The 13,212-nt window shown below is 60.5% G+C and carries 12 protein-coding genes; 5 read left to right on the forward strand and 7 right to left on the reverse strand.

What is annotated here, in order from left to right; all coding sequences use genetic code 11:
* Positions 1–26 precede the first annotated feature (26 nt).
* Positions 27–848, reverse strand: a complete 822-nt coding sequence (locus tag HKK53_RS31085; protein WP_169373921.1) for an aldo/keto reductase — start codon at positions 846–848, stop codon at positions 27–29.
* Between the two features lie 287 nt (positions 849–1,135).
* Positions 1,136–2,284: an aldose epimerase family protein gene (locus HKK53_RS31090; RefSeq protein WP_169373922.1), complete on the reverse strand. Its 1,149-nt coding sequence runs from the start codon at positions 2,282–2,284 to the stop codon at positions 1,136–1,138.
* 238 nt (positions 2,285–2,522) lie between these two features.
* Between HKK53_RS31090 and HKK53_RS31095 the strand changes: the two genes are divergently transcribed.
* Positions 2,523–3,260: a hypothetical protein gene (locus tag HKK53_RS31095; protein WP_169373923.1), complete on the forward strand. Its 738-nt coding sequence runs from the start codon at positions 2,523–2,525 to the stop codon at positions 3,258–3,260.
* Between the two features lie 217 nt (positions 3,261–3,477).
* Positions 3,478–4,263, forward strand: a complete 786-nt coding sequence (locus tag HKK53_RS31100; protein ID WP_169373924.1) for a sulfite exporter TauE/SafE family protein — start codon at positions 3,478–3,480, stop codon at positions 4,261–4,263.
* A gap of 183 nt (positions 4,264–4,446) precedes the next feature.
* Here the strand turns inward: HKK53_RS31100 and HKK53_RS31105 are convergent, their stop codons facing one another.
* Complete coding sequence (locus HKK53_RS31105) at positions 4,447–4,914, reverse strand: GNAT family N-acetyltransferase (RefSeq protein WP_169373925.1); 468 nt, start codon at positions 4,912–4,914, stop codon at positions 4,447–4,449.
* Between the two features lie 234 nt (positions 4,915–5,148).
* On the opposite strand from HKK53_RS31105, the gene HKK53_RS31110 reads away from it, so the two are divergent.
* Complete coding sequence (locus HKK53_RS31110) at positions 5,149–5,712, forward strand: DUF4174 domain-containing protein (protein WP_169373926.1); 564 nt, start codon at positions 5,149–5,151, stop codon at positions 5,710–5,712.
* Between the two features lie 124 nt (positions 5,713–5,836).
* Here the strand turns inward: HKK53_RS31110 and HKK53_RS31115 are convergent, their stop codons facing one another.
* The gene (locus HKK53_RS31115) at positions 5,837–6,631 is read right to left on the reverse strand and encodes an SDR family NAD(P)-dependent oxidoreductase (RefSeq protein WP_169373927.1); all 795 of its coding nucleotides are present in this window, start codon (positions 6,629–6,631) and stop codon (positions 5,837–5,839) included.
* 189 nt (positions 6,632–6,820) lie between these two features.
* On the opposite strand from HKK53_RS31115, the gene HKK53_RS31120 reads away from it, so the two are divergent.
* Complete coding sequence (locus HKK53_RS31120; RefSeq protein WP_169373928.1) at positions 6,821–7,951, forward strand: MFS transporter; 1,131 nt, start codon at positions 6,821–6,823, stop codon at positions 7,949–7,951.
* Between the two features lie 67 nt (positions 7,952–8,018).
* Here HKK53_RS31120 and ampC read toward each other — a convergent pair whose 3' ends face one another.
* The gene (gene ampC / locus HKK53_RS31125) at positions 8,019–9,188 is read right to left on the reverse strand and encodes a class C beta-lactamase (protein WP_169373929.1); all 1,170 of its coding nucleotides are present in this window, start codon (positions 9,186–9,188) and stop codon (positions 8,019–8,021) included.
* 135 nt (positions 9,189–9,323) lie between these two features.
* On the opposite strand from ampC, the gene HKK53_RS31130 reads away from it, so the two are divergent.
* The gene (locus tag HKK53_RS31130) at positions 9,324–10,199 is read left to right on the forward strand and encodes a LysR family transcriptional regulator (protein ID WP_169373930.1); all 876 of its coding nucleotides are present in this window, start codon (positions 9,324–9,326) and stop codon (positions 10,197–10,199) included.
* Between the two features lie 100 nt (positions 10,200–10,299).
* Here HKK53_RS31130 and gudD read toward each other — a convergent pair whose 3' ends face one another.
* Positions 10,300–11,643, reverse strand: coding sequence for a glucarate dehydratase (gudD, locus tag HKK53_RS31135; RefSeq protein WP_169373931.1), 1,344 nt, complete (start codon positions 11,641–11,643; stop codon positions 10,300–10,302).
* Positions 11,644–11,668: 25 nt separating this feature from the next.
* Positions 11,669–13,012, reverse strand: a complete 1,344-nt coding sequence (locus HKK53_RS31140; protein WP_169373932.1) for an MFS transporter — start codon at positions 13,010–13,012, stop codon at positions 11,669–11,671.
* Positions 13,013–13,212 lie beyond the last annotated feature (200 nt).

Raw genomic sequence — 13,212 nt, forward strand, 5'->3', positions numbered from 1 at the left:
GAAGCCCTCTGACAGGGCGCGATGGCTCAGACCATGGCCAATCGCTGCTTACGTTGTGGCGCACGAAACGCTTGGTCCAGCGCCTCCAGATCCGTAGCTTCCAGCTGCAACTGCGCGGCTTGCGCATTGAGCGTCACGTGCTCGGGTCGGACCGCTTTGGGAATGGCAATGACACTGTGCTGACGCAGTATCCATGCCAGTGCTACCTGAGCCGGTGTCGCCTCGTGACGGGCGGCCACCTGCTTGAGCGTCGAGTTGACCAGCATATGCCCACCTTGACCGATGGGACAGTAGGCCATGACCGGCATTTGCTGTTGTTCGCACCAAGGCAGCAGGTCGAATTCGATGCCGCGCTCCTCCAGGTTGTACAACACCTGATTGGTCGCGCAGGCTGGGGCGGCGAGTTCCTGCAGGTCGTCGACGTCGAAATTGGACACACCCCAGCGCCCGATCTTGCCCTCTTCGCGCAGGCGTTCGAAGGCTTCGACGGTTTCTTCCAGAGGGTATTGGCCGCGCCAGTGCAGCAGGTACAAATCGATGTAATCGGTGTTCAAGCGCCGCAGGCTGCGCTCGCAAGCCTGGGGGATGCCTTTGCGGCTGGCGTTGTGCGGGTAAACCTTGCTCACCAGGAAGACCTGGTCGCGCAGCCCGGCGATGGCTTCACCCACCACCTCTTCGGCGCCGCCCTCGGCGTACATTTCGGCGGTGTCGATCAGGGTCATGCCCAGCTCGATGCCCTGGCGCAGGGCCGCGACTTCATTGCGATGCGCCGAGCGATCCTCGCCCATGCGCCAGGTGCCCTGGCCGATGATCGGTACCTGAACGCCGGCCAGTTCAAGGGTTCGCATGAAAAACCTCCTGTGTGAAATGCGATCTGTGTTCCTTTTGGGCAGCAGGATAGCGTGCGGGGTTCAAATGATGGCCAAAATCAGAAGATCGCAGCTTGTAGCAGCTGCCGAGGCACGAGGCTGCGTTCGCTTGTAGCAGCTGCCGAGGCACGAGGCTGCGTTCGGCTGCGAAGCAGTCGTAAAACCTGAGTACGCGGTCTTCCTGAAACACCGCGCCGCCTGATTTCACGACTGCATCGCAGCCGAACGCAGCCTCGTGCCTCGGCAGCTGCTACAGGGGAAGTGTTTTATTTGGTGGAGAACTTGAACACGGTGTGCTGGGTGTAGGTCTTGCCCGGATCCAGCCGCGTGCTCGGGAAGTTCGCCTGGTTCGGCGAGTCGGGATAGTGCTGGGTTTCCAGGGTGAACGCGCCCCAATGCGAGTAAACCTTGCCAGCCTTGCCCTTGACGGTGCCGTCGAGGAAGTTGCTGGTGTAGAACTGCACGCCCGGCTCGCTGGTGTAGAGCTGCAAGCGCCGGCCGGACTGCGGATCGCTGACATCGGCAGCGGTTTTGCTCACGTCACCCTTGGCATCCAGCGCCCAGTTGAAGTCGAAGCCACCCTGTTTCGGCTCGGCGAATTTCAACTGAGGGTGATCGGCCTTGATGTTTTGCCCGATGGCGGTCGGTTGGGTGAAGTCCATCGGCGTACCGGCCACCGGTGCCAGTTCACCGGTGGGGATCAACGTGCCATCGATTGGCGTGTAATGACTGGCGTGCAGGGTGGCGAGCTGTTGCAGCACGTCGCCATTGCCGGCGCCGGCGAGGTTGAAATAGCTGTGGTTGGTCAGATTCAGCACCGTGGGTTTGTCGGTGCTGGCCTTGTATTCGATGCGCAGTTCATTGTTCTCGGTGAGGCTGTAGGTGACCTCGGTTTTCATGTTGCCAGGGAAACCCATTTCACCGTCCTTCGACAGGTACGTCAGGGTTACGCCCACCGAATCCTTGCCTTTGCTCGGCTGCGCTTTCCACACATGCTTGTCGAAGCCCTGGGTGCCACCGTGCAGGGAATTGGGGCCGTCGTTCTTCGGCACCTGGTAGCTTTTGCCATCCAGTTTGAACGCGCCACCGGCCAGGCGATTGCCGTAGCGGCCAATGGTCGCGCCGAAGTACGCGGTGCCAGCCTGATAGCCCTGGACGTCATCGAAACCGAGGACGATGTCTTCAGCCTTGCCGTTCTTGTCCGGCACCTTCAGCGACTGCAAGGTAGCGCCGTAGGTAATGACCGTGGCTTGCAGGCCATGGCTGTTGCGCAGGATGTATTGCTCGACGGGCGTGCCGTCATTGGTTTTGCCGAAGGCTTTGTGTTCGCTGGACAGGCCGGCAGCGTGGGCGGGAAGGGTGGCGATCATCAGGGACAGTCCGAGGCCGGAGAGCAGGTAGCGGGATTGAAGCATGGTTGATCTTCCTTTTTTTGTTGTTTTGGTAAGTAGTCATACTAAATATAGATCGGAAGAAGATTTATAGTCTATTAGTCGATTTATTCCAGAATAAAGTCGGACTAAATGAAGGAGGTCCCGGTGCCGGTGATCGGTCGAGCACCGTCAGCACTGCACTTTTTCGGATTAACCGGCTCTATCCATGGCCAGGCTGCGGCGACTCCCGCCGCACAGGAATGTGTCAGCCCAAGAACCCATGGCTCGAGTGTCATCCCCGTTTCAAACCCGAATTCGCCTGCTGGCGTGCCTGACGTTGCTGTTCGCCAGCGGTTGCAGCCAGCAGCAGGGCAGCGACATCGTCAGCCAGTTCCGCGAAGGCAAACCCCAGGAATTCCTCCAGACCAGCGTCGACCGCATGGCCACGTTGGCGATGCACGACAACCTGGAAAGTCTGTACCTGCTGATGAGCAAGCTGTACCTGCGCAATCCCCAGGAGCTGAAAAAATCCGGCTTCCTCGATGCCCGCACCGCCGAAAAGCAAGTGCGCGAGGCCATCGAAATGCAGCAACCGCTGCCCACCCTGGGCGGCAAGAAAGACCTGGCGGCGCTGAGCTACGCCATGAGCCCGGAGTTTCTCGGGGATCGGGTCGGCGCCTTCATCTATGCCATCGGCAGCATGCTGGTCACCGCCCATGGCAATCGGCTGGAGTTCTACATGACCGATGCGATCAACCCGGTGTTCGTCAGCAACGCCGCGCGCAACATCGAGAAAGCCACGTGGATTCTCAGCCAACGGCAAAACAAGAATGGCGAGCCCTTGCTGTTCTCCAATGAGATTTCGGAGGAGGGCAGCAACCTGAGTTTCGCCGTGGAGTTCGGCAAGATTGTGGCGAGGCTGGATTTGCTGACGCAGATGCTGGATGAGCGCTATCGGCGCATTGGGTTGAATTACGCGCAGAGCCTGCTGTTCCTCAATTTCCTCCCCGTCCAGTAAACCCCCGGATCTCCCCTGTGGGAGCGAAGCTTGCTCGCGAAGACGGTGTGTCAGGCAACAGAGATGTTGGACGTGCCGGCCTCTTCGCGAGCAAGCTTCGCTCCTACAGGAATGCGGTGTCTTGGGCATAACGATAGACCGTATCGATATAAGTGGTTATAAGAAAAATCGCTATGCTGCGGGCCAGATTTTTCATGCGGTTTTTGTGGGCGTGTTAATGGATTTCGGTAATTTCGGGTTAGTCGTTGCTGGGTTGGTGGTGGGCTTTATCGTCGGGATGACCGGCGTGGGCGGCGGTTCGCTGATGACGCCGATCCTGTTGTGGTTTGGCGTCAACCCGGCGACGGCGGTGGGCACGGACTTACTGTACGCGGCCATCACCAAATCCAGCGGCGTGCTGGTGCACCGCAAGAACAAGAACATCGATTGGGCGATTACCGGTTGGCTGACCCTCGGTAGCGTGCCGGCGGTAGCCATGACGCTGTGGTTCCTCAGCAGTTTGCACACTGCGCCTGAGGCGATGAACGCGATCATCAAGCAGGCCCTGGGCTTCGTGCTGTTCGCCACGGCCCTGGCGATTTTCTTCAAGAAGCGCCTGCTCGACTTCGCCCACAAACGCGCCGGTGGCAACTACAACCCCAGCGGCACGCGCCTCAACGTGCTGACCGTCATCACCGGCCTGATCCTCGGCACCATGGTCGCCCTGACGTCCATCGGCGCCGGCGCCCTGGGCACGGTGGCGTTGTTTATCCTCTATCCACTGCTGCCGACCCGCCGTCTGGTCGGCACCGAAATCGCCCACGCCGTGCCCCTGACCCTGGTCGCTGGCCTGGGCCATGCGAGCATGGGCAACATGGACTGGCATGTGCTGGGTTTCCTGCTGATCGGTTCGCTGCCGGGGATCTGGCTGGGCAGCCACCTGACCGGGCGCATTTCTGATGAGCTGCTGCGTCCGTGTCTGGCGACGATGCTGGTATTGATCGGCTACAAACTCGCATTCTAGACACGGATTCTTCGTAGCAGCTGTCGAGCACCGCGAGGCAGCGTCCGGCGGCGAAGCCGTCGCAAACCCTGTGCACGCGGTTTGCCTGATACACCGCAGTGCATGGTTTGACGACGGCTGCGCCGCCGGACGCTGCCTCGCGGTGCTCGACAGCTGCTACGAGGGCTGCGAGGGCTGCGGGTGTTACGGGGCAGCAGTCCCACGCTTCATCACCGTCACGTCCAACCCTTGGTAAACCCGTTGCTCCAGCACTTCCCAGCCTTGCCGCGCATACAGCGTCTGTGACGTGTCGGTGTACAAATAGAGTTCCGGCACGCCCAGCGTGGCGGCTTCCTGGACGATGCGCGCCACCAGTTGCGAGGCGATCCCCCGGCCTCGGTGTTCTTCCTTGACGTAGACCCCCGCCAGCCATGGCGTCAGTTCCGCGCGCGCGGCCATGTCGCGGGTCAGCAGCATGGCGCCGCCGAGCAGTTGTGAACCCTCGATCGCCACCATCACCGTGGGCACCGAGCCCTTGCCGGCGTTGGCCTGCAAATGTTCGATCCGCCCCTCGACGGTGTCGTCGGCCCGGAAGTGGCCCCATTCCTTGAAATTCAGTTCGGCCAATTCGTTGATCAGCTCGGGATGGTCACAGAGGTAGACGATTTCCATGGTGGATTGAAGCTCCTTTTTTGCGGCCCCTGGCAATTCGCTCGCGGACATCACGCCCCACCCTAAACGATCATAAAAGCGAATCAAACCGCGCTCACAATCCTTCACAGTTTGTTGCGCAATGTCGGCCCTGACCTAAGCTTGGGGCTAAGCGAAACACATTTGCGGATCGTCATCCGGAACGATCGCGGCAATGCGCAATCATTAGAGCGTGGATATCAAAAGGAGATGCGCATGCTCATCAGGTCTTTGACCCTGACAACCTTGCTGGCGCTTGCCGGCCCCTTGCTCGCCGCTGATGGCGATTCCCCTCTGGATGTCGATAAGGGCAGGGCCCGACCGTTGATCGTGATCACATCCAGTACCATCGACCCGGTCTGGCTGGGGCTGAAAAAGTCGCTTGAGGATCCGGCCAACAAACAAGGGGTCGCCGAGCGCAACATCAAGGTGTACAGCGTGCTGAACATGTCCGGTCAGCTCGACGGCAAGGACATGGGCCAGCAGGACACCATGGCCCTGATCCGCTCGCTGAAACTCGGTGCCGGGGCCTTGCCAAAAGTCATCCTGTTGGGCAAGGACGGCGAGAAGAAACTGGAAAGTTCGGGGGATGAATCGAAGTCGGTCGACCTGAAGAAAGTCTTCGCCACCATTGATGCCCTGCCGGCCGAGGAGAAGGAAGCGGCTGCACCGACCCCGCCACCGGTGGCGGCCGAACCGGCCACGACCAAAGGGGCCAAGGGCGCCAAACCAGGCAAACCGGCCAAGCCAGCCAAACCGCCTGAGCAACCGGATGATTGATGACAAAAACCTGGTGTGACACGCAATCCGGGGACTGAGAATACCTGTGGCGAGGGGGCTTGCTGTGGCGAGGGGGCTTGCCCCCTCAGACAACCCCTACACCACAGGTATTGTGTGGGGCCGGTCAGGCGATGGTGTCGACGACGCCGCCATCCACCCGCAACGCCGCGCCGGTGGTGGCCGATGCCTGCGGCGACGCCACATAAACCACCAGGTTAGCCACTTCCTCCATGCTCGCCGCCCGTTGAATAATCGAGGTCGGACGGTTGGCCATGACAAAGTCGGCGGCTACTTTTTCCATAGGCTCGCCGGACTTCTTTTGTTCATCCTTGAGCATCTCCTGCAAGCCCTCGGACAACGTCGGCCCCGGCAGAATCGCGTTCACCGTCACCCCGGTGCCGGCCATGCGCTTGGCCAGGCCTCGGGAAATCGACAGGTTGGACGTCTTGGTGAACCCGTAATGGATCATGTCCGCCGGGATGTTCAACGCCGACTCCGAAGAAATGAACACCACCCGACCCCAGCCGTTCTTCGCCATGTCTTGCAGATACGCACGGGACAGCCTCACGCCGGACATCACATTCACTTCAAAGAATTTTTCCCAGACGTCATCCTCGGTCTCGAAGAAATCCTGCGGGCCGTAGATCCCGACGTTATTCACCAGGATATCGACCCGGGGCAGGGCCGCGACCATCGCCTTGCAACCCTCGGCGCTGCCGACATCGGCCGCGACACCCCGCACCTTGGCGGAGGGTAGCAAGTGCTTGAGTTCAGTGACAGCAGCGTCCACGGCGTCCTGCTTGCGCCCGTTGATCACCACCTCGGCACCCGACTGGGCCAGGCCCTTGGCGATGGAGAAACCGATGCCTTGGGTGGAACCGGTAACGAGGGCTGTTTTGTTGGATAGATCGATGTTCATGGGGATCGCGCTCTTGAAGGGGAGGTAAGAGGGAGGACTGCGAGCCTCTTAGCCTAGTTCAAGAGAAAAATCCCTGATGTGTGCCCTGCACCCACCCTGTGGGGCTGTTTTCTTGTAAAAAAGTTTGTCAGCAGCAACGCTTCACGCCAGTCTGAGGGGCTGCTGATTTCTACCAAGGCCTTTTGCCCCATGTCCGAAAAAACCGCCGACAAACACTCAGCCCGAGCCGCATCCGTATTGGCCCTGTGTCTACCCGGCGACGTCTTGTTGTACCTGCTGTTGCCGATGCAGCCGCAGGCATTTGGCATCAGCCTGGCCGAAGCGGGCATTTTGCTGGCGGCCAATCGCTTGGTGCGGATTTTCGGTTATCGCTACGTCATGGAGTTTTATACCCGTCAGGGCGATCGCCCGGCGTTGTTGCTGGCCACCGGGACTGCCGCATTGTGCGCGTTGGGTTATGCGACCTTGTCGGGATTCTGGTGGCTGTTGCTGTTGCGCCTGGGCTGGGGCTTGTCCTATGCCGCGCTGAATTTGTCCACCCAAGTCATGGCCACCGCCGAGCCCTTGGGCGCTGCGCGTCGCACCGGGCGTTCGCGGGCAGTGATTGCAGCGGGGCCGATGTTGGCGTTGCCGTTGGGGGCGTTGCTCAGTGTGGAATACGGGCCGCGGGTGATTTTTTTCCTGATGTTTGCGACGTCGTTGATCGCGATGTGGCTGGCATTGGGGTTGCCGTCGACGCCGCATCCGATGTCGGCGTCGACCCGCCGTTTCAAGCGCCCCGACAGTGTCGCGATGTGGTCGTTTATCGAAGGGCTGACCCTCGACGGGCTGTTCATCATCGGCCTCTCGTTACTGGCGCAACACCTGCTGGAAGGCAACGCCGTGGTGGTCGCCGGGACATTGCTGGCGTTGCGGTATGTCTCGGAATTGTTGCTCAGCCCCTTGGGCGGGATGGCGGCCCAGCGCTGGGGGGCGACGCGGATGCTGATCGTCTTCTCGTTGCTGACGTCGATGGCGCTTATCGGCTTTGGCTTTCACTGGCTGGTGGTCGGCGGGGCGTTGGTGCTGGTATTGCGCGCGTTGCAACTGCCGTTGGTGGTGACCGTCATCGCCCAACGTCATCCCGACAGCGGACGGGTGCGAGCGCTGGCGGGGAATGCGGTGTGGCGGGATATCGGGGCGGGCGTGGGGCCGTTATTGGCCGGGTTTGTCTTGCCGGTGGCGCCATCGGAGTGGGTGTATACGGCGGCCGCGTTGTGTCTGGCGGCCAGTGCGCTGGCTTGCCTGGAGCGCAAAAAGGGCGCGGTGCAAAGACCCTGAAAAAAATGGGCGACCTTAAGAGGTCGCCCATTTTTTATGCCGGTTGTTCACCTGTAGCCAGGCGCGATTACTCGCTCAGCGCGCTCAGAATCTGGTGAGCCGCCTTGACCCGCTCCGGAATCGGAAAGTTTTTGTTGGCCATGATCACGATGCCGATGTCTTTGGCCGGCACAAACGCCACGTAAGTACCGAAGCCACCGGTCGAACCGGTTTTGTTGAGCAGCACGCTGTTCGGCTCGGGTTGCGGCGGGTTCAGCCATTGCACTTTATGCGCTTGCATCGCCATCGGCGTCGAGTTGCCCTCGAGCAATTTGTCGAGGCTGATCGGGTAGGTGTAGCGCTCCCAACCCAGGCCCTGGGTCATGTCGCCAACGGTGTAATAACCGGTGTGCGTCGTGGCGATGGCTTGCTGCAACGGTTTTTCCAGCGACGCCGGTTTCAGGTTCGCCTGAACAAAGCGAATCATGTCCACGGCGCTGGTTTTCACGCCATAGGCCTCGGAATCCAGCGCCCCCGGACCGACCCGCACGGCTTTGTCATTCTTGTCGTAGCCTTGGGCGTAAACGCTCATCTGATCCTGCGGCACCCGCAGGAAGGTGTGCGTCAAACCCAGTTTGGGCAGCAAGGTTCTCTCCATCGCTTCATCAAACGACAGGCCCAGCTGATGAGCGGCCAAGTAACCGAACAAGCCGATGCTGGGGTTCGAATATTGCCGATGCGTGCCCGCCGCATACACCGGTTTCCACTGCTTGAAATAGCCGAGCATCTTGTCTGCGTGATCCGCTGCGTCAGGAAACTGCAACGGCAAACCACCGGCGGTGTAGGTGCCCAGTTGCAGCACGCTGACGTTGTCGAACGCACTGCCGCGCAACTCCGGCAGGACCTTGCTGGCCTTGTCCGACAGGGACAGTTTGCCCGTGGCGTGGGCGTAGCCGCCGAGGGTGGCGGTGAAGGTTTTGCTCACCGAGCCGATCTCGAACAGGGTGTTTTCCGTAACCGCCTTGGCGTTTTCTTTGTCGGCGACGCCGTAGTTAAAGTAATGTGCCTTGCCGTTGACGGTGACAGCCACGGCCATGCCGGCAACGCCTTGGGCTTGCATCACGGGCTTAATGGCGGCATCGACAACGCTTTGGACCTGCTGATCGGTCTGACCCTGCGCCAGGCACGGGCCGGCGCTGAGCAAGGCGACGCAAGCCCCGAAAACAGTCAGTCTGGTGGTGTTGATTAGGTTTGTCATTGCTTCTGATCCCTGCGAATTGAGGCGCTGACCGGTAGACTTCCCGGTCAACGGCGTGGCAAATCTAGGCAACCTGCCGCTGATCGACAACCGATGATAATTCGCACGAGCCATTAGAAAAATTAGGGAATAGGCATGATCCGGCCTCAGTTACCGTTGAACGCACTGCGCGCCTTCGAAGCCTCGGCCCGCCATTTGAGTTTCACCCGGGCTGCGGTGGAGCTGTGCGTCACCCAGGCGGCGGTGAGTCATCAGGTCAAGAGCCTTGAGGCGCAGCTTAACGTCACCCTGTTCAAACGCTTGCCCCGTGGCCTGATGCTGACCAGCGAGGGCGAAACGCTGTTGCCGGTGCTGCGCGAATCCTTCGACCGGATTGCCGAAACCCTCGAACGTCTGGAAGGCGGGCATTACCGGGACGTGTTGACGGTGGGCGCGGTGGGGACGTTTGCGGTGGGGTGGTTGTTGCCGCGCCTGGCGGACTTCCAGGCGAAACATCCGTTCATAGATTTGCGCCTGTCGACCAATAACAACCGGGTGGACGTGGCGGCTGAAGGGCTGGATTACGCGATCCGTTTCGGCGCGGGGGCGTGGCATGGGATTGAAGCGGTGCGGCTGATCGAGGCGCCGCTGTCGGTGTTGTGTGTGCCCGAGATTGCCCGGCAATTGCGCGAGCCGGCCGATGTGTCAGGGCAAACCCTGCTGCGTTCTTATCGCACCGACGAATGGCCGGACTGGTTCGCCGCGTCCGGCCTCTCGACCCTCGCTGCGGCGCCCCGGAGCATCGTCTTCGACTCGTCGTTGGCGATGATGGAGGCAGCGTTGCAAGGAGCCGGGGTGGCGTTGGCACCGCCGCTGATGTTCGCCCGGCAACTGGCTGCGGGTGCCATCGAGCAACCGTTCGCCATTCACATCACCACGGGCAGCTACTGGTTGACCCGCTTGCAGTCGCGGCCGGAAACCTCGGCGATGGCGGCGTTCAGGCAATGGCTTCTACACGCCGCGAACTTGTAGGAGCAGAGCTTGCTCGCGATGACGGCGGCACATTCAACATCAATGTGCCTGACAGACCGCAATCGCGAGCAAGCTTTGTTCCTACAGGGCTCGGTGGATGTCAGCGCATCAGGCACGGCCGCTTGTTATCGAATTTCCAGCCTGGGATCAGATACTGCATCGCCACGCTGTCATCCCGCGCACCCAGGCCCATGCCTTTATACAATTCATGGGCCTTGGCCAACTGATCCAGATCCAGTTCCACACCCAGCCCGGGCTTCTTCGGCACTTGCACGCAGCCGCCGACGATTTGCAGCGGGGCCTTGGTCAACCGCTGGCCGTCCTGCCAGATCCAGTGGGTGTCGATAGCCGTAATCTCACCCGGCGCGGCCGCCGCGACGTGGGTGAACATGGCCAGGGAAATGTCGAAATGGTTGTTGGAGTGCGAGCCCCAGGTCAGGCCCCATTCATGGCACATCTGCGCCACGCGCACCGAGCCCTGCATGGTCCAGAAGTGCGGGTCGGCCAGGGGAATGTCCACCGATTGCAGCTGGATCGCGTGACCCATTTCCCGCCAGTCGGTGGCGATCATGTTGGTCGCGGTTTTCAGCCCGGTGGCGCGGCGGAATTCAGCCATGACCTCACGACCGGAGTAACCGTTTTCCGCGCCGCACGGGTCTTCGGCGTAGGCCAGTACATGATGTTGATCGCGGCACAGGCGGATCGCTTCTTTCAGTGACCAGGCGCCATTCGGATCGAGGGTAATCCGCGCATCGGGGAAGCGTTCGGCCAGGGCGGTGACCGCTTCGATTTCGTCATCGCCACTGAGCACACCGCCCTTGACCTTGAAGTCCTTGAAACCATAACGCGCGTGCGCGGCCTCGGCCAGGCGGACCACGGCGTCGGCAGTCATGGCTTTTTCGTGACGCACACGGAACCAGTCGTTGTCGGCATCCGCTTCGCTGCGGTAGGCGAGGTCGGTCTGGTTGCGGTCACCGACATAAAACAGATAGCCGAGCATTTTCACTTCATCGCGTTGCTGGCCCTCGCCGAGCAGGGCGGCGACCGGTACGTCCAGATGCTGGCCGAGCAAATCGAGCAGGGCGGCTTCGAGGCCCGTGACGGCGTGAATGGTGATGCGCAGGTCGAAGGTTTGCAGGCCCCGGCCGCCGGCATCGCGGTCGGCGAAGGTCTGGCGCACCTGATTGAGGATCTTCTGGTAAGTGCCAATCGGGCTGCCGACCACCAGCGAACGCGCGTCTTCCAGGGTCTGGCGAATACGCTCGCCGCCCGGTACTTCGCCGACGCCGGTGTGCCCGGCGTTGTCGGTGAGGATCACGATGTTGCGGGTGAAAAATGGCCCGTGGGCGCCGCTTAGGTTGAGCAGCATGCCGTCGTGACCGGCCACCGGAACCACCTGCATGTTGGTGATGATCGGTGCTTTTGCAGTGTCGTGTGCGTTCATTTTTATTGTCCTTAACAACGGAGATTCAGGCGTGGCTGGAAGTGGCTTGGCCGACGACGGCGGGTGCTGGTTTGGGCGTGTTGCGCGCAGCGAAAACGATGATCGCGGCGATGATCGAGGTTGCCGCCAGACCGTAGAGCCCGCCCTGGATCGAACCGGTGTGCTCTTCCAGCAGGCCGAAGGTGGTCGGTGCAACGAAACCGCCAAGGTTGCCCACCGAGTTGATCAGCGCGATCACCCCGGCAGCGATCCGCGCGTCCAGGTACGCCTGGGGAATTGGCCAGAACAACGACGACGCCGATTTGAAACCCAGTGCCGCGAAGCAGATCGCGACGAAGGCAAAGATCGGTCCGCCAGTGGTGGACATGAACATCCCGGCAGCCGCAATCAACAGCGCAGCAGCGACCCAGGCTTGCTGGTGTTTCCATTTGGCGGAAAACGCGGCGAAGGCGTACATGCCGACAATCGACAGCAACCACGGGATCGAGTTGAACAACCCGACCTGAATGTCGCTGAGATCGCCCATCTTCTTGATGATGCTCGGCAGCCAGAAGGTTGCGGCGTAAATGGTCAGCTGGATAAAGAAGTAGATCAGGCAGAACAGAATGATCTGGCGGTCCTTGAGCAGTTTGCCCAGGGACGGTTTGATCGGCGTGGCGGCTTCGCGAGCCAGTTGTTCATCGTCGATGGCCTTGACCAGCGCGTCCTGTTCTTCGCGGCTCAGCCATTTGGCGTCGTGGGGCTTGGAGTCGAGCCAGAACCAGACGAATACGCACAGGCCCACCGAGAACATGCCTTCAATGAAGTACATCCATTGCCAGCCATGCAGGCCCAGACCGTTGATTTGCAGGAGCAGCCCGGACAGCGGCCCCGAGATCAGCGAGGCAACCGCCGAACCGCTGAGGAAAATCGCAATCGCTTTGCCACGTTCAACTCCGGGCAACCAGCGAGTGAAGTAGTAGATCACCCCCGGGAAAAACCCGGCTTCGGCCACGCCCAACAGAAAGCGCAGGATGTAGAAGTGGGTTTCGTTCTGGATGAAGGCCATGCCCGCGGCGACCAGGCCCCAGGTCAGCATGATCCGGGTGAGCCAGATACGCGCGCCGACTTTTTGCAGGAGCATGTTGGAGGGGACTTCGAACAGGGCGTAACCGATGAAGAACAGGCCGGCCCCGAGGCCGTAGGCGGCAGCGCCGATGCCCAGGTCCTGTTCCATGTGGGCGCGGACGAAACCGATGTTCACCCGGTCGATGTAATTGACGATGAACATGATCACGAACAGCGGCAGGACATGACGTTTGACTTTGGCGACGGCGGACTTGAGGACCGAATCGGTGCTGTCGTTCGTCCCGGATATGGCTGTATTCACTTGCGTTTCTCCCACTGATTATTTTTATGCGGGGTGCGGCTGGGTGCTGCGATGTTGATAGACATCATACAACTGCATTTTTTCGTCGTGCAAGGGCTGTTGTCCAACAAAATGGCGCTTATTTGCCGATTCGTTATTCTTTATTTGATTGGAGTAGGCGATTTTAAAAGCGCTGGAAGCGTTTTTGTTGAGTGTTGTCA

Origin of the sequence: Pseudomonas sp. ADAK7 (genome assembly GCF_012935675.1) — a bacterium.
Classification (GTDB): Bacteria; Pseudomonadota; Gammaproteobacteria; order Pseudomonadales; family Pseudomonadaceae; genus Aquipseudomonas.